This is a genomic window from Lacticaseibacillus sp. 866-1, from assembly GCF_016861825.1.
Classification (GTDB): domain Bacteria; phylum Bacillota; class Bacilli; order Lactobacillales; family Lactobacillaceae; genus Lacticaseibacillus.
In genome coordinates, this window is the sequence record NZ_BOLU01000025.1 from 1 (window position 1) to 19,849 (window position 19,849).

Sequence of the window (19,849 nt, forward strand, 5' to 3'; positions counted from 1 at the left end):
GATTCACACGGGACTGCGCTGCTTTGGTGTTTCACCCATTGGGTGCGCCTATATGCTAAGGTTGAGTCGACAAAAACCATCACGAAAGCGAGGCTTCACACCATCTCAACTTTAACCAGCTTATCCCTGCAATGCAATACCAATGTGACTGTGACCGCCGACGGCGGTCAACTTTCAAATGACGCCGGGCTCGTTTTGTTCCAAGAGTTTCTTCATCGTATCAACTTTAGGCAACTTGCCAATCAGTGCCTCAAGTTACCAGACCAACGACGATTCTGGAAGGCCTCGATGATCGACATCTTCTTGGAAAAATTGTTGCTCGACGTTGCCGGGTATTTACATGACAGTAGTGCCAATGACTGGCAACGTGATCCCGTACTGGTGGCCACCTTGGGTAGCTCTCGGCTAGTCTCACAGCCCTCACTTTCACGGTTTTTCAAGCGCCTTGAAGACGCCGACCTAGATGACTTTCGGAAGCTTATCTGGCAAGTAGCCGCCTTGGCTTTCCGTCTTAGTGGTCAATCCCGCTTCGTGCTGGATATAGACTCGACGCATTGTGATACTTTCGGTAATCAAGAACGGTCCGCCTTCAACGCTCACTATATGGCCTATGGATATCACCCTCAGGTTGTATTTGATCAAGAGTCCGAATTGCTCTTAGACGCCTTGATGCGCCCTGGCAATGAGTACACCGGCAAGGAAGCCGATAAGTTCGTCGAGACAACTTTTTCGCGCCTATCGGCGCTCCCTCAAAGCACCAGCGTCATCATTCGAGGCGATTCGGGGTTTGCTGCGCCAAAATTTTACGAGATGTGCGACACACATGGCGTCGACTTTTTGGTTCGACTCAAGGCAAATTCAAAGCTTGGGAAGCTGGCAGAAACGGCCTTAGTGAATTGCCCTCCAAAATATGAAGAGAGCAAATGCGTCTACCACGAATTCAAGTATCAGGCCGCGTCATGGGGTAAAGCTCGCCGTGTTATCGTATGTTCTACTCATACGGCAGATGAGCTAGTTCCCTGGAACCACGCATTCGTAGTGACCAGCCTGGCCTCCGAGGCTCCAGAGACTTTGTTCAAGACCTATAGACAGCGGGGCAATGCTGAAAACCAAATTAAGGAGCTGAAATGCGGGTTTGGCTTTGACAAAACAGACAGCTCAACTTTTGCACGGAACACTGCACGAGCCTTGATCACCGGTATTGCCTATAACCTGGTTCAGCTCTTTAAACAGCTCTTTGTCTCGGAAGACCGTCGTTCAACCATCTCCTCGCTACGGTTCAGTCTCTTTCACATCGCCGGTAGGATTACTTGGCACGCCCGTCGTGTGGTGATTCATCTTGCTTCTAACTATGTTTACAAGAACTGGTTTAGTCGTCTCATGGACGAAGTCCATCAGTTGGCGACCTGAACTGAATAACTGAATAGGTCGTGCGTCGAGCCGAAAACTGGGTCGGTCTGTTCGTGGTGCATCGATCACCAACTTCTCCGCTCAGTCAGTATTCGCAACGCTCCAAACGTTGCTTTCAGACCGGCCAGATGCGATTTCATGTCCCAAATACCGAGGTGAATAATCCAGGACCTATTGTTTGCTTTCTAAGGCGACCATTTGCTTACTTATTGTTAAAACTACTTGCCGGATGCAGGGGCAGTAGTAGCAGGCGTGAAGGTGATGAATTTACCCGCGGCGGCATCGGCTTTTTCGAAGTCAGCACGCAAAGCTGCAAGCAGAACTTGTTCAAACTGTTCATTGCGGCTCCAACTGAGGTTGACGTTGCCACGTACTGCTTCAAGCACGAAATTCTTTACCGAGCCAACGAACGCAACGGTATCGCCGGCCTTGCCAAGCACATCATCAGCAACAACTACCAGCGGAGCACCGAATAATTGTTTGCCGGATGGAGACGTGATGGAATCTTGCAGAAGATAACGGCCTTCGCCATCTTTTTGCTTATCAATCACGGCAAAGAATGATTCAGATACAACAAACATGCGGTCAGCATAGTTAGTCAGACCGTGGTTAAACGCGTCTTTGACATCGTCAACGCTAGTTGCGGCAACGGGTGTAGCTGTAGCCAACACAGCGCCAATCTTGTGTTGTTCGGTTTGGTCCTTGATGTCCTGAACATATTGGGTAAGCAAACTAGTAATGTTCGGGTAATCTTGTGTCATTTCTAGACTGATTGGCAGAGAACCGCGCAAAGTTTGCACGTCATAGTTAACTTTGTCAATCGTTGCGTTGGCCAGTTGTGGGTTAACGGCGAGTTCTGCGGCGCTGACCAATTGAGCACTGGCCTTGTGCATCACAGGCAACTTGCCGGTTGGCGCGGAGACTTGAACTTTGGTTACGTAACCGCCAAGTTGTTCAGCGTCTTTTGGTTGCGCCATAACGTCAAGAACTTGGGACGGGATAACTGCTTCACCCGTGGCGGAGTCGAACCCCGCAGCGTCACGCTTAATTTCACCAGTCTTCAAAAAGGCTTCAAAATCCCGTTGTTCCTCAGTCTTTACGTTATCTTCAGTTAAATTTTTAGACATATCTTCTTTATCTCCCTTTTCATTATCAGCCACGTCTTCCGCTGGCTTATCTTCATCTTTTTCTTCGTCATCAGCTGGGTCATCATCAGCAACAGCTTGGTCATCATCAGCTTGTGTTGGCACTTGTTGGTCTGCCAATTGCTGACCTAGTGACTGAATAGCGTCTTGCAATGTTTCTATCATGCTGACCAAATCACCTGATGTTGGTTGAGCAGTAGTTTCATCGGGTGTAGCGTCACGCTTTTCTTCATTAGACTTGTCAATAACAACCTTTGTTTCAATTGACTGCTTTTTGTCATCAGCAGTTTGTTCTTCTTCTTTTTCTTCTGGCTTATCTGCCATGTCTTTACCTCCATTGTTCTTTAATGCTTGATAGTCTCGCTGTACCTCAACGGACGTCTGCGCGTATGCTGGGATTGGCGTTAGTGACAACTCATTCAACCGTTCAATTTGTGTTATCGTATGAATGGTCTCACCTGCGCGATAGTCCCAACTGTCCCCACCAGATGCAATGTTGAACCCAATTGACACGCCTTTGACGTTACCAGCGATAATGTTATTGTATACATCATGTGCCAGTGTGGTATCAGGAAGTTGAGCCTCGAAGTACAAGCCTTTTTGGTCAACCTTTAGGGTCAATGTGTTCGCGTCTACCCTTGCGAGAATGTTATTAAAATCATGTGCATACAGTAATAGCACACCGCTTAAATCAACGCCATCAAGTGCTGACGGCGAGATATACTCGATAAAGTCGCCTTTTAGTGATGGCTGGTTCCAAATAGCGCCATATCCGCTCAGCTTCATCTGACCAGTGGTGTCATCACGGGTGATTTCGGCGTAATACGTTCTAATGTCTGTGTTAGCCATCTATAACACCTCGTTTCAGCAACATAGCTTGCGCTTGGTCAGCGGTGATAGCCGGCGTAGTGCCGGACAGTAGCTTCTGAATCTGGTTAATCAAAATGTTATTGTCAGAGTCAACCGCAACAGATTCATCAAAATCAACGTTAACACCCAACTTTTGCCCTAGCTCAGCTTCAATCGGCTGCGTATAGCGCCTCAGAGCGTTCTGGTATAGGCTCTTTGTCATGTCCAATGAACTCTGCTGGTCACCTTGACCGTTCAAATAGGCAGCTGGAACACCAAAGGCCTCAGCAATCGCCGTTTTACCAAAGTCCAGGGTCGATAAAAATTTAGCGACGTCTGAGTTAATCTGCAATGTGTCAACACTGTATAGCTGGTCTTCAACCAATGGTCGACCGGCGTTAACCCCACTGTTAGCTACCTCGAATGCCTTTCTGGTGGCTTCCTTTTCTTCACTGCTCAGAGCACCCTCGTTTACCTTAATGCGGACGCTTGGGTTAATAGCATTTTTCAAGGTTGACAACGTTAGCTGACCGGAAAAGTCTTGCATATTCACTGATTGAACAAGCGATTGAAGTGGGCTTATGCCTATCAAGCTGTCAGTTTGGTTACTACCCGTGCTAAGCAACCGGAAGTGTAACATGCTACTCGACGGATAGCTTACACTGCCGCGATTATCAGCATAGTTGATTTGGTAAGCTAAGCTGGATGAATTGTCGTCCAGGATAACGTTTACCGAACCAGTTGGCACCAACTCTAAACTTGTCGGAATGTTGCTGGCGTCGCGCTTGATGACCACGTAAGCATTACCTGACAGTAGCATTGACGCAGTCACGCTTTGCCAGAAGTTATACCCACTAATCAATTGGCTAGGCTGGCGCAATACGCTTGCAAACGGCGCCGGTGCAGTTATTGTAGAGCTGGCGACGTCTGAACTAAGCAGATTTATAACCGCGAACACGTCGGCATTTTTGAGAGCATATTCAGCTGAGACTAAATGGTTTGGCAAGGCGATACCATTCTCAATGATAAAGCTTGACATGTTTGTTGATGGAATGGTCATACTACGTGTCTGTTGCATTCGTAGATATGGATTAAAAATACTCATTACCTACCACCACCTTTTGCTGACGGTGTGGGCGTGAGCAACCAGCCGCAGAATAACAGCGCGATACCTAAGCCAAGCGTACCCACGATGACATTAAATAGGAATAGACTTGTCACAATCGCGATTACACCCGCGGAGAATAGAAACATCGGTAGCCACTGGCGTAATGTTTCCAGTTTTTCCATGCGCCCACCCCCTTTTGTTTACTTATTGTTTTCATTAGCTTTTTACCTCTCATATATATAACGTAAGTTGGCGTCCGTTTTTTGACCTTTTTTGACCTTTCAGCGAAAAAAATTATATAGACTTTTAAAAGCCTACATTCATCAGGAATTTATGGCGTTCTTCATCGCTCATACCTGATAGGGGTGACAGTTTCTTGTCGGTCGAAAAGTCGGGGTCAATGTCGCTAAACTCGTAAATAGCCCTGCTAAATGCGTCGATGACCGCGTCTACCGCATCAATTTTGCTGCTGGCTTTCTCTTTGTCTACCTTTATACCAGCTGACGACCCCACCAAAATCGCATTAGTCAAAGCATACTGAAGAACTGGGTCATCATCGTAGTGAACTCTGCCTTCACGCAACGCCTTTGCGAATTCGTGAGTAGGCTTATCCAGCTTTGGCGCGGTCTGTTTCAATGGCATTAGCGGAAAGGGCTCATGCTGGGCCAGAACGTCAAGCACATCGCTGGTGCCCCACGCATCGTAGATAAAGAACTTAACGCTGAGGTGGTGAACCTCCACATAGTCCATTAGCCAATTTACCACGGCTGATTCATCTATGTAGCCATATCTGTTTGAGGCAATTGTTGCATATCCCTGCTGTTCTGCCTGCCGGTAGTTGATGCCATCTAACTTTTCTTTCTGCTGGATACTACCACTTGTATGGTTGGTTGGGACCCAACTGTGTTGCTGGATATAATAGTGAACTTCCCTATTTTCTTGATAAGGAAACACAAATGAGATAGCGGTATCATCGCTCAGCTTAGATAGGTCAAAGCCAATGTAAACTGTGCGACCATCAATATCGAACGGTTTGTCCGTTACCCCTGCCTGAATGTCGTGCGGATTCAAGAAGCGATTCTCTTTTACCTGCAACCACATATTCAGGTTTTTGTTAACGAACTCGCTAATACTTCCGTCAGCTTTTTTTGTGTCGCGCTCGCTTATCATACTGTCTAGCATCGTCTGGCCCGCTGTGGGAAGCAACGGGTTGGACTTAACCCACGTCTCCGGGCTGTCTACTTCGTCTTCCGAGTCTTGCGTGTAATTCACCATCAGATTGTCGTCCAATTCCCGCTTGTCATCATGTAGCATTGCCTGTCTGATTAACTTTTCGTCTAATAACAGTGAACTTGTTGAATCTGGGTAGGCTGTGCTAATGTTCCAGCTCTGGCTATCGAACGTCTGTACTTGTCCTGATGTGATTTTGCCATTGTTTTGCTTAATCAGGCCAATACGCCCATCGTCGCCGACCTCGTCGTGTACACTGAAGGATAAATGGTAGCTGTCGAACTGCCCACTTTCATCAGAAAGTCGAAGCAACTGGTTCTGACTAGTGTTGGACTTTACGGAATCTTCGCCAATTTTCACCTTCATCTGACGCATTTGGTCGCCAAATCCTTCACGGCGTAACCGATTGAAAGTGCTTTTAACGTAACGCCAGCCTTTTTTTGACTGTTGGCTTACCGGTGCTATATAGCTCATATCCTGATTGCTACGACCGGCACTAGCAATTAGATATTGGTAACACAGAAGTATAACCGTAAGGTAAGTCTTACCATTAGTTCTACCAACGCTAAACACAACGCGGTGAAAGCGTCGCTCGCCACTGCTATTTCGCCACCCTTGTGACCAGCACAATAATGCCTTTTGCCATAAGGCCAAGGGAAGTGGCACCCCGGCCGAGGGGTCAGGGCATAGACTTGCAAATGCTAAGACTGTTCGGCATGCGTCTAAATCGTAGTTATAGTTAAAGTCAGACTGCTTACTTTCTGCACGAGCTAAGTCTTGCAAATGTCTAAACGCCGCCAACTTTATGTCTTTACCAGCTAATATCTGACCTTCAAGAACTTGAAATGCATACACTGTGCCGGGGTCGTGGTACTTTTCAGAAACAGCGTCGTAAACACCTGATTTAAGCTGCTCTTTATAGGCCTTGTCAACGTCAGCGTCAGGTTGGGTAAGGTCAAATTGTTCAATCAAAATTGCTCACTCCCTGCCTGCCGTAACTTTTCGACAATATCTTCGGTGTTGTCCTCTTGGCTATCTGCCTGTACATTCATCAGGCTTGCCCGCGCCTGTGGAGATAAGCCTAATGATTCTGCCAAACTCTTAACCTTTGCTGTAGCTGAATCTAACACCTGACACGCTGGGTTCTTACGGCCATTGGCCAAGACTATGCCGCTCTTCATGACCTCATCGTATGCCTGACGGCGAACAGCTATCTGCTCACAAAGACTGCTTACAATCTGCTTGTCACCCTGCTTGACTAGCCCCGTTTGATTTAGAATTGGGACTAGTTCATGCCATGCTGCGTAGGCAACACCTGACAGATACCTTGGTGGCGTTGCTTGTAACGCCTGCCAGTCCTTTGTCTGATTCATCAACTCTTCCGTCCTGCGCCGCTGGTCGGCTCTATCCTTAGGGTCTTGTGTTATTTTCATCTTTCTACCCATGTCTGCTGTACCTCCAGTTCTGCTTAATCCGCTGTTAACCCCGCTGTGTCGCCCTTTTCTTACCTCATTGAAATAACATACGTGTTTACTTGCTGTACTTCAGTAAGTGCTATAAACGCCGATATATCAACGTTTTTACCCCACTGGGTGAGCCTATTAAAACATTTTAATAACTACACATTTTTTGACGGCGAGCCATTTTGTTATGTGCGGTTCTGCTATAGCCTACGGGGGCGGGGGTTACAGCGATATTGCTGTTGTTACTTGTGTTATTTTATAATCTTGTCCGTAGACTCGCTTTAAATATTTATACATAAATTATTCACTGTGTCTTTATATCCCTCACTTATATAACGTAAGTTGGCGTCCGTTTTTCCATTACAATACAAAAGGGCTAGTCATTAGGCTAGTCCCCTTGTCCATTACTCTTTAGTTAGCAACTCATCACGCTGTACGCCACGTGAACCACAATCGTTGCTGATACTGTTGGTCGGTGTACTATCTCCGCTTGCCACCCGTCTTTGTATAGCGCCGATAACACATCTGTGACGACTGGCTGGTCTACCTGCCAGTAAACATCATCATAATCGCCTTCGCTAGCGTTCATGCGGATAACATGTTCTATCGTGTCTACCTCCCATATGACCCCTTGCGCATACTCATCACTATGTCTAATCTCGCTTGCTTTCATTGTATGTAATCCTCTTTCTTTTCGTTTAAGACTTTCGCCCACCATTTCCTGTCCAAGTGTCTAAGCTTATTATCGCCTTGTGTTTGCTTGCTTATAATCTGTTCAAGTGACGTCTTCCTTGTATGACATCTGTAGCATAACGTCCACAGATTAGCACTATCTAATGCTTGCTTACTGTCGCATATCCTCAGTGGGATTATGTGGTCAATGACCTTTCTATCTGTCACCACGTTGCCGCAGCTTTGACACACTGCCATGTCTCTGGCATAAACATAGTCACGCACAGACCGCCACTGCTTGCTGTTGTAAAACTTTGCTGCCTCTTTGTCTCGCTCTGTGTCATCGTAGCGCTTAGCCTTCTGCGACCTTATCGCTTGACCTAACTTTGACCGCCGGTATTCGTCCTTCTTTTCCTGCCATGCCGCCTCATGCTGTTGCTGATGAGCGTCACAATACCGCTTTGAGACTGACACAATCTTATGGCACAATGGCTCACCACATTCGTGCACTATTTTCTTATGCTTACGATTAGAACGGTAGGTCATTATCGGTCACCGTAATTGCCGTCTTGTTATCCTCGTGGGACTGCTTACTATTGCTTAGCAAGAAGATGTGTTCAACAGTCACTTCAAAGCCGTGCTGGGTTACGCCATTCTTGTCTTGGTAAGTGCTAGTCTTAATCCTGCCGCTAATTCCCACGCGGTCACCTTTGGCGCAATATTTACGCATCACCTCAGCGGTCTTACCAAAGGAACTAACTGGGACAAAGTCACTGTCTTCACCGTCTGCTGACTTATAGATTCTTTTAATCGCCAACAAATTTGTAGCTACGCCATTGCCAACCTTTGTGTCCAGTGCTAACCTGCCTATCATATTTACACTGTTCATATGTATACCTCTTTCTTCCTATATACACTGTTGTTTATCTGTCCGCTAAAAGCTTGTTTAACTCTGCCTGACGCTTGTAAGCCCTGTTTACCAGCACGTACTTGTCATGCCCACTGTGGGCAAAGTCGTTCATTACCCAGACCTGATAATGAATGCCTGGCGTGTCTACCAGCTCATTAATCACGGCTGTGTCTTTGTGGTCATATACCCACTTGCCTAGCTCATTGTCATCAGCGCCATTCTCAATCATGATTATGAACTCGCGCAATATGCCTAACTCTTTTTGTAGCCTGCCATCTTGTCTGCTTGCCATTAATCCCTGCGTCCTCGTCGGGTGGCTATGACAGTACGCAACCACCTTCCGGAGCTTGCTGTTAAACTGTTTGTCATCTTGTCCAAAGTCTGTCATCGTCTGTAACTTACCTTTGGTTAACAAACTGGCTATCCATGCCCTCGTCTGACTATTGGTGAATAATGATGGTAATAGCGCTATTACTTGCTGTAAATCATCTTCTGAGCGTTGGCTAGGGTCAAGCCGGATGAAGCCATCGTTGACAGATGGAGATAACCGCTGCGCCTTTTCAGTCTCAACTTCTGCCTCATGCCTAGCTCTCCGTGTTAAATCCTTGCGGGCATATTTCATTTTTGCCTTAAACTGATTGTCGTCAGTGCTTATAGCGCGCTGTATGTCTTCGTCTGTCATTGTCGTAAGCCGATGGTCTAATAGCTCTATTAATAGCTCGTGACTAGCGTCAGGACGGCTAATGTTCAGCTCGCGCGCCAATTGCTTACTGTTCGACTGGAACGCTGGCCATGTCGTTAGGCACGCTATCGTCTGACTATTTATCATTTTCGCGTTTAACCTCGTCTATAACACCGGTTGTAATCGTTGAGACGATGCCGTAAGTACAGGCCAGAATCCAATAATCGAACAGGCTTGACCAGTCGACTGGCAGGATATGACTGGCGACTAAAATTGTCAGGGTGATACCGCCGGCGTACAGCAGATTTGGAACGTCGATTCTTACTTTTTTCATTTGCATTTACTTCCTATTTGATTTGTGATATTTTATAATTGGGAGTATTTTAGACTTTTTTGGATTAAGCGAAAATAAAGTTATAACCACTAGCTGATGGCAACGTATACTCGCCTCTGCAAATGCCGCGAACCGTGGGATAGCTGACGCCGCAGTACTCAGCGGCTGCGCTAATCGACGGGTACTTCACGCGGTCACCTGTGCTAATATCAATGGAAATCACTGGGTGCTTGCCAGATTTTATACTGCGCTTACGCAAGTTGTCCCGGTGGGATAGCCATTGCAGATTGCTGGCAGAATTGTTGGCGGAATCGTCATCGCGGTGGTCACAGTCGCTTAGGCCCAGCGGATTCATTCGCCATGCCAATGCGGTGAGACGGGACACGGTAGTTGTTGTCTGGTGGCCGTCATCGCGAAGAACGCTAACCACGCTGTAACCGCCGTTGTTTAAATGCGTGGTCAGCGGCTTACCATCGCTACCACGCCGGATAACGCCGGTGTAGCTTGCCATGTAATGCGAGAAAGGGGCACCGCAGGGACGCCATGATGCATGTGTGTTTGCCAGCTTGAATAGATAAGTCGTTGTAATACCGCTTTTAGGTGCTGTCATTAACGCTTCTGTATAGTTTGCCATTTTTATTTCTCCTCTTTGTCTTGTCCTGCTACTTAATTATACAACGCTTTGATAGTTTAAACGGTTTAGTCGTTAGCTATCGCTTTACATACACTAATATGGCATTCACAAAAGAAAAAAACGCTAATTTTGACCGTTTTATCGATATGTAACACAAATGTAATATTTGCTGACTTACCGGCTGGTTTACCGGCGGCTTAACTTAACGGAGGCATACAATCGTGCAAATTGGTATACCCCCACTTTTCTAAGTCTGTCACACCTTCTAACTACTACTCTCCCAAGACATACAGCAGTTACGTGTGACAGACTGTGACAAATCTGTGACAAGGTTAATGGCATTAACTCGCTACTCCCACAAGGCTTTGACCCTTGCTATACCAATCTTGTCACACTTGTCACACCTTTATTTCAAACAAAGACAAATCGTGTGGGGTAGAGAGCTGTGTGCCATAGCAGTATACGTTACCCCCTACTATCCGAAAGTGTTGGGAATTTAGGTGTGACACTGTGACAAATCGCTGTATCCCTTGGGAGAGTAGGCGTTAAGCTGTCACAGCCTGTCACACCTGTCACATTTCCAACTGTGACAGCAAAAAAGGCGGCCATCACTGACCGCCCCCTGCTGTTTATTCACTATCTATTCTTCTGCCTAACTTACCACCATTTTACTTACCCTTCATCATCGTCCTAAGCTGACCACGCAGGTCATCATTGTCTAGCGCGACCTTTTCAAGGCAGAGTCTCAGTGCCTGAGCAGTGGTTGGAACCAGCAGCTTTTCAGCAGATTTAGCCTGCTGGTAGTTGTCCATTACATAGCCAAGTCGTGCTGCCGTAGACTTGCTCATTTTTTCCATTTCCAAAGCCTTGACCTGGCACAGCTGGTCCGTGTACGCCCTAGCTGACCTGTCCTCAACGCTTGCCATCGCAGAAATTGTGTCTGCGGCTGTTTTCACGGTCATCAGTGGCTGGTTTATCTGCCCCCGCGTCTCCATGATTGCGTTGAACATCTGTATCTCTGACCGTCCGGCCCCGCCACGAAGATCGGGAAAGTAGTCGCGCGTTACGTCTTCGCCTAACAGTGAATTGATAATTGCTTTGGACGGCCGCGTTGACAAATTGATATTAAAGTTGTCCGCCAGTAGTGACCAATCTGTGCCGGAAAAGTCTCCAAGTGTGTACACATGGTGGGTCAAAATGTCTTTACCGCCGCGGTTGACGACAGTATAACGCAGGCCCTTCAGCGGTTAGTTCCTCAGGGGTCGAAAGGTGAATAGCGCCGGCGACTCTAAGGAACACTATGGCGTTACGGACGCGATCTCTAGACACGCCTGTTTTTGCAAGCAAATTAATAACGTCCTTGCTATGGAGAATGAACACACGCCCAGGCTGTTTGCCCAATTGTTCACCTGTCACCTGATTAATGGCCATCAGCTGTAATGAACGGTAAACTTCGCATAGCAATTTTTTGTCATCTCTGAGTGGGTCATACTTATTTATTGGTTTAAGCACGGACTTTACTACCCTATCGTGCTTCAACGAATAGTCTAGCTTGTCTAGGTTAGCTCCGGCAAGGTAACACGCGGATTGGTAATCTAATCGCTGACTTATCTCTGGGTAGAACATGTGAAGAAAGGTTGGCAGCGTCTTAATATCGTTGACGATGTTAAGAAAAGCGTTAACTGTGTTTGTCGTATAGTTTTTGCCGCTTATAACCTTGACGTTGCGATTGTAACTTTCATTAAGACCAAACTTTTTCATGTTGATTGACTGTGTCAGCATGTAGAGACTAGTCTTACCCTTTGTGTTACGCCTGTTATGCTTAGTCTGAACGGCTAATTCGTCCAGTTTATCTTCCCATTTTACAACTTTTTTCAAAATCTTACTCCCAGATTGCAATTTTTTGATTGCTGTGTTAACGTAAACTTGATAAGTTCTGTCAACTTTGCCTTCACATATAATAATAGCATAGACATGCACAAATCAACGACGTTTTGGGCCTTTTTTTAATACCTTAACCTTTTCTTAACATTATAGGGACATTTCATGTCCCACTAGGGTCAAATTGCGTCCCAAAAAGTGTGTTTTTGCTCCGACAGCAAAAAACGCCCCCTAAACGCCTATATGACGGCATTGGAAGCGCTTAATCAGTCCATTTTGCAGTCACTATAAGTTACTTAGTATGTGCGTGCAAATAGCGTACCGCTCTTCGCTCTCACACCTGAGTTAAACCTAGTAATACGCCCTTTGGCTTCTCTCTATCGCTCAAAGTCTCACCACAGGCGTAAAGAGGCGTAAAGCTGGGGTACTGGTCTTAACACGCTCAAAGAGCGAAGGTTTTGATAACCTGAAGCGCAAGCGCAAGGTTAATGCTCAAGCTGATTTCAGCTTGTTAGGTGAAGGCCTGGAACAAGCCGAGGGCGAAAGCCCTCTGGTCTGTATAGCTTAATGATAGCTTATGTCTTACAGTAACTAGACAGTAACCAGTTTCGCTACGCTCAACGGCTATCGCCCCACTTTCGCTACGCTCAAGCGGTGCCCCATGAAGCTGTGATCAGCTTCAGCAACGGTGCGTCATCAAAAACCGATGCGCACAAAATGCCAAATCCTTACGCTTCGCTTCTGTGATGAAAAGTAAGCTAAAGTATTACCATAAGTAAGCTAAGGTATTACTGGTTTTAAGCTGAAAAGCGTATACCCCTATGGATACCATTAGCACAATACGCCCTTAACAGTATCCGAATGGAGCGTAGCGACATGAGACTGTTGTATATACCACAGTATTACCATAAGTAAGCCTAGGTATTACCATAAGCATTACCACAGTATTACTATGGCGTACCTCGATGGGACTGCAAAATGGCGGTATTAGTAGGTTGTCTGTGTCTTGCTCACCTTTTCACTATATGCATGTACACGCCGCCGTCCCCCCCCCGCCGCGTGTTCAGCCGGCTGTATGACCACACAGTACCCATAGGAGGCTCATACGTGCGTTCTAAGCTGTTTTAAGCACATTCGGTATAACTTATCGGCGGTCTTAAACACGCTTATATGCGCTTATTTACCCACGGCGTATAGTCGCGAAAGGCGTTACCCATGTGGATAGCAATCGTGGCTGTTACCGCCGTGGGGTAAGCCTGCATTCCCTCGTGGTGTTACCGCGTGAGTACCCCTGAAAGGCTCATACTGGCGTTTTAAGCCGCTTTAACTCTGTTTGGTATAACTACACGCAATATCGCCTTTTTCTCACCAGCGGGTGTAACTGCTGGTCATACCGCGTGGCGTACTCGTGGCATACTCACGTGGCGTACAAAAAAAGTACCCCTATGGATCATCATAGGGGTACTAGCCTGCTGGCGGTAATGTTATTTTATTAGCTTACAAATGGTGCTATCTGATGTCCTCTGTCATGTCTTACGCGAGGTGAAAAAAGTCATGAAAACATGTGATAATTGGGTGAAAACAGGCTCATAACAGCCTGATTTAACGGTCTTTAGGCGGTGAAAACGGTGGCACTTGGCTTAGACGCGCGGTTCCACCCTACTTCAAGTCAGAGACTTGCCCTTACTTAAACATGGCTCGAAAACGCCCGTCGCAGCTCGGCCGGCAGGGCTTTCACTACCCCCTGCTCGCTGCATGGCCCATGGCCTGCGACGCTTTTTCTCATCACCGATTCAATTATTTTAAGTATAGCACGCCCCACCTGCTGGTCAAGTTCAGCCCTGTTTGGGGTAGGTGCGAAGAACCGGCGGCGTGTAGTGGTCGATGAACTGCCCAAGGACGCTTAAGTCCGCCGTGAACAGCAGTTTACTGCGATCCGCCGCGGACAGGAACCCTTTTTCGACCATTTCATCGTAAAAGACCGCCAGGGAATCGTAATAATGCGCCACGTTGTAAAACGCACAGGGACTGGCGTTATCGCCCACCCGCGCCCAGGAGAAGGCCTCGCTGATCTCCTCCAGCGTGCCGGCCCCGCCAGGCAGCGCCACGCAGGCGTCCGCCAAAGCCAGCATTCGCTTCTTGCGCGCCGCCATGTCCGAAACGACCTCAAGGTTCTGTAATCCGGCCAGGGCCGCGCCGCGCGCATACAGATTCTCCGGCATCACACCGTGCACCGTGCCGCCGGCCGAGAGCACGGCCTCGGCCAGCGTCTTCATCAGGCCGACGCCACCGCCGCCGTACACTAACTCAAACTGGTTTGCGACCAGCCACTCGCCCAGTTCACGGGCCGCCTGCTCATAGACTGGGCCGCCTGAATAGGCCCCACAATACACCGCCATTTTTCTCATTGCGCCACCTCCGCTGCCAGAATACCACAAAACCCACAGTCATTAAGCCTGCGGGTCCTGTCAAACATTAGTCTTCGTCTTGATCTGGCGCCTTGTGCTCACGCTCGTTGTGCCACTCGTTCAAGCTGACCAGTGCCGACATCGTGATCGGCAGCAAGATGACCAGTAAAATCAGGCCGATGATGACGCCCAGCGCGACTTGAATCAGCGTGGTGACGCCACTAGGCATCAGGGCCGCAAATGTGCCGCCCAGGATCACCGCCGCGGACAGGACGACTGCCCCGATGGTCGTGGCCGCCTTCAGCATCCGGATGCGAATGTCAGGTTCCTGACGCCCATCGCGGAAGCGAACCATCAGGAAGATACTGTAGTCGACGCCAAGGGCCATCAGCATGATGAACGTGAAGAACGGCGTGTTCCAGCTGAGCAGCGGCCGACCCAACACAACATTGGACAGCAGCCGCGTCATGCCCATTGAGGCGACATAAGCAGTGATCAAAGTCCCGAGGATCGTGATCGGTTGCAGCACGGACTCGGTAACGAAAATCAGCGCAATGAAGATCCCAATCACCATGATCGAGGCGGTGCGCAGGAAGTCGCCGTTCGCAAGGCTGCGCAGGTCGTGATTCTGAGCGGTTTGGCCGCCAATCGCGACGGTGGTGCCAGCGAGGCTGCTGTGCTTGACCTTGGCCGCCAAATCACGCTGCAAGACGCCAAAGCGCTTGTCTGTCTGATCGGAGTTCGGATCGCCTTTCAGCACGATGGTCATGGTAGTGATTTTGTTGTTGTCATACATGTAAGCATCAAGTGCCGGCTTAAAGGCCTTGGAATGGATCGAGGCCTTAGGCAGGTAGAACTGGTTGCCCATGTACGACCCTTGAAGCTCAGTCAGGTACTGATCCATGGAGTTTGACCCTTTTTCCAAGGCTGATAACCCATCGGTCGCAGACCCTAACCCATCTTCCAGCTTGGTCAGCTGGCCGCTCATCTGCTGAAGCTTGGTGTTCAGCTCCTGCACGCCGGCATTGACCTGCTGAGAGCCAGCGGTCAGCTGGCCGGCGCCACTATTCAAGGTGGCGCTATTAGCCGCTAACTTGCCGGTTCCGCCGGCTAAAGTCGACGCGCCGGCCGCCGCCTGGCTGGTGCCATCGGCTAATGTGCCAATGCCGCTGACGGCTTGGTTGGTGCCAAGGCTCAACGCGGCCAGGTTGGCGGCCAACTTCTGCGTGCCTTGACTCAAGGTCCCCGTCCCGCGGCTGAGCGCAGCTGCCCCACTGGCCAGCTGCGCGGCACCATTATTTAACGTTGGCACATCGCGGCTGGCTTCGGTCATGCCATTTTGCAGGGCCGCAGTGCCGCCGTTAATTTGCGTTAAGCCGGCATTCAGCTGGCTGAGCGCCGTGGCAGTTTGACTGCCCATGGCCTGACCTTGGCCAGGTTGACTGTTCAGATAAGCCACCAGCTGCTGGGCCTGGGCCTGATACGCCTTCAAACTGCTTTGAAGGGCGGTCAGCTGCGTACTCATCCCGGCGGCGCCTTGCGTGAGGCTTTGCACACTGGCGTTAAGCTGGCTGGTGCCGCCGGCGACTTGACCGGCGTACTGACTCAAGCTAGCGGCACCGGCATTCGTTTGAGCGACGCCGGCATTGACCGCCTGCGCGCCTTGACTGAGTTGACTTGCGCCGCTCGCCAGCTGGCCAGCACTGCGATTCAAGGCTTGCGTCCCGGTATTCACGGCCGAAACCCCTTTGCTCAGGCTTTGAGCGCCGGTGTTCGCCGCATTGACGCCGGCCGTGTACGTACTCAGGCCAGCCTGCATCTCCTGCATCTTGCTTTGCAGCTGATCAGTCCCATCGGCCAGCTGCTGGACTTGGCCCATGCTGCCGGACACATTGGCGGCCTTCATTTGGGTGCTTGCGCCGCTGAGCCCGGACTTAATTGTGGCTAAGCCCTTTTCGGAAGTCTTGAGGCCCTTCGTGATGGTATTCAACTGCGAGCGCAGGTACATTTGATCCAGCTTGCTGCCACCAGGTTCCGTGACCGAAGCCACCGTTTTGACCCCAGGTTCTTTTTGCAGGTACTGGGTGAGTTCGTCGACGGCAGCCAGTTTGGCCGGCGTGTCCAGCGGCGTCTTGCTTTGAATGTACACCGTCGCCGGCTCGGTCATTCCCTTGGAGAAGTGGTCTTCAATCACCAGGTAGCCCTGTTTGGACTGGTAGGTGCTTGGCACTTCTTCTGCGTTATTGAAACTCTCCTTGGCATTCATCATGGCCAGGGTAAACGGGACCGCCAGGACCGCGATGGCTGCCAGCCACAGCGCGGGCTTGCTCATCGAGGCGCGAGACAGGCCATACCACAGCTTGCTGGAGGTTTCAGCGCCATCGATCTTGCTCGGCCAGAACATCCTGGCCCCCAAAGTGGCCATGAAGAACATGTTCAAGGTCAATAGCACTGGCAGCAGCACCAGCACCCCGATTGCAACTGCTGAAGCACTTTGGTAGAAGGAGAACTTCGCCAGCCACAACACAGAAAAGCCAATCAGCACTGAGACCCCGGAGTACAACACGGTGCGGCCGCCGTGGCGCCGAGTCGCCCGGGTCGCCTCAAGCGCAGACTTGCCTTTGGCCAGCTGACCCTTGAAGTAATCGTAAAGCAGGATGTTGTAATCCGTGCCGATCCCAAACAGCACGATGACCATGAAGACCTGAGTGAAGTTGGAAATTGGGAAGTTCACGTATTTCGCTAGGTTCATCACCACACTCAAGCTGGTGATAAAGGCGACCCCAACGTTGACCAGTGATAACACTGGGACAATGGGCGAGCGGAACACGATGATCAGGACGATAAAGATAAAGATGATCGCGATGATCTCGGTTTTTTGAATGCCTTTTTCCGTGACGTTGGTGAAGTCGTCATTTAAGGCATCGGCACCGGTCACATACGTCTTCAACCCTTTGACCTTCAGCTGAGCGCGCAGCTTGGCCACTTGTGTCTTGACCAGCGGGCCGTCTTTAACGGTGATCTGCGCCAGCTGGGTGGTCTTGTCCTTAGCAATCAGCTGCTTGCGCGTTTCCGCGTTATCGTTGGGCCGCATCACCGACTTGACGCGCAGCCCGGACTCGCTTTTCAGGTCGTGCAGCGTGCGATCAATACGCTTGGTCTGAGCCGCAGTGAGTGCCTGATTGCCGTTTGAGAAAACCGCCGTGTAGGTGCGCACTGGTTTGCCATTCGCCTTTTTCTGGATGCGCGTGGCAACTTCGCTTTCGACATTGCTTGGCAATTTTACCGCACCGTTGTCGCGCACTAAGGCGTTGACATCGGGCATAAACACGACCGCCAACACAACGACGATCAGCCAGGTGATGGCCGCTAAACCATGATGTTCGAAAAATTTCTTCATGTGAGAACCCCTCAATCACTTGTATACTTTTAGACACTTGTCAAACGTTCAAGGCTATGATAAAGTACAGTCGAAAGTCAGACAAGGGACAATAAATGGCCTATCGTCTGGATTTAGACAATAGGTGAAAATAGTCCAGAAAGCAGACTGAAGGAGCACATGAAAATGAAATACGATCCCAGCCAGAAACTCACGCGCGGTGCTAAACGAACCCTGTATGCGTTTTCAGAAACCATGTTTAATTTGCTTGGCGAAAAGCCGTTTGACAAGATCAGCGTCAATGAGCTCTGCCAGGAGGCCGACTACCCGCGCGCAACGTTTTACAACTACTTTGATGACAAGTACGACTTGCTCACCTACTGCTGGTATCGGCTGCGCCAAGAAGTGAAGCTGGATTCGCTGTCCGCCGCCAAAAGCAGCGAGACCTTTCTGGAGGCGTTCGCGCAGATCTACAACGTGTTCGACACGCACAGAGAGTTGCTGGTCAAAGTCGTCGCCCACAATCCGCTGGATTCGCCGCTCGTCTTTAACTTCACTAACTACTTCACTGGGGTGTTCTCAAACCTCATGGCCGCCAGCGATCAGCCCAAGCGCCTCGAAACGCCGATGGAGCTGGTGGCGCAGCATTACAGCACCACCGTTCTGTTGATCCTCGAATGGATCTTCCTGGCCGGCCATCACGTCTCACTGAAAACAGCCGAGGCTTACGCGCAGGAGCTGCTCGCACCAACCATGCTCAAGGCCTTAGCCTAAAAAGAGGCTGAGACACAAAGCGGGTTTAGCCCAAAGCACAAACGCCCCTGCACCGTGATTTGTTTTTCAAAATCGCGGTGCAGGGGCGTTTGTGTGCTTGGGCGTTGCCTTGTGGAACGCGACTACCCAGTTATGTCCTGCTCTTTTATTATTTGTCGATGAGCGCCGGCAGCTCTCCTGCCAGGACGCGGTCGATTGCGGCCAGAACGCCGCGCTGCTGGTTAGTTTTCGTGTGATACTTGCCATACTGCCACATGTTCTCGGTGGCGTTGTCGACGAGTACCGGATAACCGACCGTTTGCATCATTTCAATGTCGTTGTTGGTGTCCCCGAAGGCCATCATGGCTTCCGGCGCAATTCCCAGCACCGCGCCAAGCTGAGTCAGCCCGTGCCCCTTATTGGTCGTTTTCGGCATGACGTCGATAAAGGTCGGCCCGCCGACGGTCAGCGCCAATTCTTGGCCGAATCGCGGCTGGTAAATCGGCTTGATGGCATCGTAAGCGCCGCCGTGTGGGAAATACAGCGAGAGCTTCGCCAGCGGTGCATCCAGCTTGGCTAAATCAGGGGCAATCTTGAAGCGCGTGATAAAGCTGCTGAGGGCCGGTTGGTACTGCCGCTCACGCGCATCAAGGTACGTGGCGTCCAGCCCGTTGCCAATCGCGATCGCGTTGTCTTGAGTGCGAACAAAGTTCACGATCTCTGCCACCTGAACCGGCGTGAGGTACGTCGCCCCGACCACCTGGCCGGCGTGCTTGAGGACGCCGCCATTTTCGGCCAGAAAACTCATCTGCTCGCGAACCGGGGCGAAAAGGTCTTCAAGGGTGTAAACGCCCCGGCCGCTGGCGGCGACAAACTCGATGCCAGCCGCGTGCAGCGCCTTGATCCGGTCAAAAATGCCGGCTGGCAGACTGCTGTCATCCAGCAGCAACGTGCGATCTAAGTCACTGGCAATCAGTTTCACTGGTGTCAT

Annotated in this window: 17 protein-coding genes; 2 read left to right on the forward strand and 15 right to left on the reverse strand. The window is 49.7% G+C overall.

The window, feature by feature from the left end:
- A partial coding sequence (locus JUE30_RS08420; RefSeq protein WP_203624469.1) for an IS1380 family transposase occupies nt 1-1,410 on the forward strand: 1,410 nt, incomplete at its 5' end.
- A 218-nt stretch (nt 1,411-1,628) separates the two neighbouring features.
- Here JUE30_RS08420 and JUE30_RS08425 read toward each other — a convergent pair.
- From JUE30_RS08425 to JUE30_RS08490, 14 genes are all read right to left on the reverse strand, one after another.
- Complete coding sequence (locus tag JUE30_RS08425; protein WP_203624470.1) at nt 1,629-3,404, reverse strand: phage major capsid protein; 1,776 nt, start codon at nt 3,402-3,404, stop codon at nt 1,629-1,631.
- Entirely contained in the window at nt 3,397-4,509 is a 1,113-nt protein-coding gene (locus tag JUE30_RS08430) for a phage portal protein (RefSeq protein WP_203624471.1), read from the reverse strand. Before JUE30_RS08430 ends, JUE30_RS08425 begins: the two co-directional genes overlap by 8 nt.
- Entirely contained in the window at nt 4,509-4,694 is a 186-nt protein-coding gene (locus tag JUE30_RS08435) for a DUF1056 family protein (protein ID WP_203624472.1), read from the reverse strand. The genes JUE30_RS08430 and JUE30_RS08435 overlap by 1 nt, the downstream gene beginning before the upstream one ends.
- A gap of 124 nt (nt 4,695-4,818) precedes the next feature.
- Entirely contained in the window at nt 4,819-6,714 is a 1,896-nt protein-coding gene (locus tag JUE30_RS08440) for a terminase TerL endonuclease subunit (RefSeq protein WP_203624473.1), read from the reverse strand.
- Nucleotides 6,711-7,187 (reverse strand): phage terminase small subunit P27 family, encoded by a 477-nt coding sequence (locus JUE30_RS08445; RefSeq protein WP_203624474.1) that lies wholly within the window; start codon nt 7,185-7,187, stop codon nt 6,711-6,713. Before JUE30_RS08445 ends, JUE30_RS08440 begins: the two co-directional genes overlap by 4 nt.
- Before the next feature lie 687 nt (nt 7,188-7,874).
- A complete protein-coding gene (locus JUE30_RS11345) occupies nt 7,875-8,423 on the reverse strand; it encodes an HNH endonuclease (protein ID WP_203624475.1) in 549 nt (182 codons plus the stop codon).
- Entirely contained in the window at nt 8,407-8,766 is a 360-nt protein-coding gene (locus JUE30_RS08455; protein WP_203624476.1) for a single-stranded DNA-binding protein, read from the reverse strand. The genes JUE30_RS11345 and JUE30_RS08455 overlap by 17 nt, the downstream gene beginning before the upstream one ends.
- Nucleotides 8,767-8,800: 34 nt before the next feature.
- Nucleotides 8,801-9,469: a hypothetical protein gene (locus JUE30_RS08460; protein WP_203624477.1), complete on the reverse strand. Its 669-nt coding sequence runs from the start codon at nt 9,467-9,469 to the stop codon at nt 8,801-8,803.
- Nucleotides 9,470-9,605: 136 nt separating this feature from the next.
- Nucleotides 9,606-9,803 (reverse strand): hypothetical protein, encoded by a 198-nt coding sequence (locus JUE30_RS08465; protein WP_203624478.1) that lies wholly within the window; start codon nt 9,801-9,803, stop codon nt 9,606-9,608.
- A 64-nt stretch (nt 9,804-9,867) separates the two neighbouring features.
- Entirely contained in the window at nt 9,868-10,437 is a 570-nt protein-coding gene (locus tag JUE30_RS08470) for a hypothetical protein (protein ID WP_203624479.1), read from the reverse strand.
- Nucleotides 10,438-11,105: 668 nt separating this feature from the next.
- Nucleotides 11,106-11,447, reverse strand: a complete 342-nt coding sequence (locus tag JUE30_RS08475) for a hypothetical protein (protein WP_203624480.1) — start codon at nt 11,445-11,447, stop codon at nt 11,106-11,108.
- Between the two features lie 193 nt (nt 11,448-11,640).
- The gene (locus JUE30_RS08480; RefSeq protein WP_203624481.1) at nt 11,641-12,315 is read right to left on the reverse strand and encodes a hypothetical protein; all 675 of its coding nucleotides are present in this window, start codon (nt 12,313-12,315) and stop codon (nt 11,641-11,643) included.
- Between the two features lie 1,838 nt (nt 12,316-14,153).
- Entirely contained in the window at nt 14,154-14,726 is a 573-nt protein-coding gene (locus JUE30_RS08485) for a TIGR00730 family Rossman fold protein (RefSeq protein ID WP_203624482.1), read from the reverse strand.
- A 67-nt stretch (nt 14,727-14,793) separates the two neighbouring features.
- A complete protein-coding gene (locus tag JUE30_RS08490) occupies nt 14,794-18,126 on the reverse strand; it encodes an MMPL family transporter (protein ID WP_203624483.1) in 3,333 nt (1,110 codons plus the stop codon).
- Nucleotides 18,127-18,291: 165 nt separating this feature from the next.
- On the opposite strand from JUE30_RS08490, the gene JUE30_RS08495 reads away from it, so the two are divergent.
- Nucleotides 18,292-18,879, forward strand: a complete 588-nt coding sequence (locus JUE30_RS08495) for a TetR/AcrR family transcriptional regulator (RefSeq protein ID WP_203624484.1) — start codon at nt 18,292-18,294, stop codon at nt 18,877-18,879.
- A 148-nt stretch (nt 18,880-19,027) separates the two neighbouring features.
- Here the strand turns inward: JUE30_RS08495 and JUE30_RS08500 are convergent, their stop codons facing one another.
- Complete coding sequence (locus JUE30_RS08500) at nt 19,028-19,849, reverse strand: HAD-IIB family hydrolase (protein ID WP_203624485.1); 822 nt, start codon at nt 19,847-19,849, stop codon at nt 19,028-19,030.

Bases quoted from the DNA above. Each gene is read 5' to 3' on its own strand.
- JUE30_RS08475 (WP_203624480.1), bottom strand. From the start codon at position 11,447: ATGTTCAACGCAATCATGGAGACGCGGGGGCAGATAAACCAGCCACTG.
- JUE30_RS08430 (WP_203624471.1), bottom strand. From the start codon at position 4,509: ATGAGTATTTTTAATCCATATCTACGAATGCAACAGACACGTAGTATG.
- JUE30_RS08455 (WP_203624476.1), bottom strand. From the start codon at position 8,766: ATGAACAGTGTAAATATGATAGGCAGGTTAGCACTGGACACAAAGGTT.
- JUE30_RS08460 (WP_203624477.1), bottom strand. From the start codon at position 9,469: ATGACAGACGAAGACATACAGCGCGCTATAAGCACTGACGACAATCAG.
- JUE30_RS08485 (WP_203624482.1), bottom strand. From the start codon at position 14,726: ATGAGAAAAATGGCGGTGTATTGTGGGGCCTATTCAGGCGGCCCAGTC.
- JUE30_RS08435 (WP_203624472.1), bottom strand. From the start codon at position 4,694: ATGGAAAAACTGGAAACATTACGCCAGTGGCTACCGATGTTTCTATTC.
- JUE30_RS11345 (WP_203624475.1), bottom strand. From the start codon at position 8,423: ATGACCTACCGTTCTAATCGTAAGCATAAGAAAATAGTGCACGAATGT.
- JUE30_RS08445 (WP_203624474.1), bottom strand. From the start codon at position 7,187: ATGGGTAGAAAGATGAAAATAACACAAGACCCTAAGGATAGAGCCGAC.
- JUE30_RS08490 (WP_203624483.1), bottom strand. From the start codon at position 18,126: ATGAAGAAATTTTTCGAACATCATGGTTTAGCGGCCATCACCTGGCTG.
- JUE30_RS08495 (WP_203624484.1), top strand. From the start codon at position 18,292: ATGAAATACGATCCCAGCCAGAAACTCACGCGCGGTGCTAAACGAACC.
- JUE30_RS08425 (WP_203624470.1), bottom strand. From the start codon at position 3,404: ATGGCTAACACAGACATTAGAACGTATTACGCCGAAATCACCCGTGAT.
- JUE30_RS08465 (WP_203624478.1), bottom strand. From the start codon at position 9,803: ATGAAAAAAGTAAGAATCGACGTTCCAAATCTGCTGTACGCCGGCGGT.
- JUE30_RS08500 (WP_203624485.1), bottom strand. From the start codon at position 19,849: ATGACACCAGTGAAACTGATTGCCAGTGACTTAGATCGCACGTTGCTG.
- JUE30_RS08470 (WP_203624479.1), bottom strand. From the start codon at position 10,437: ATGGCAAACTATACAGAAGCGTTAATGACAGCACCTAAAAGCGGTATT.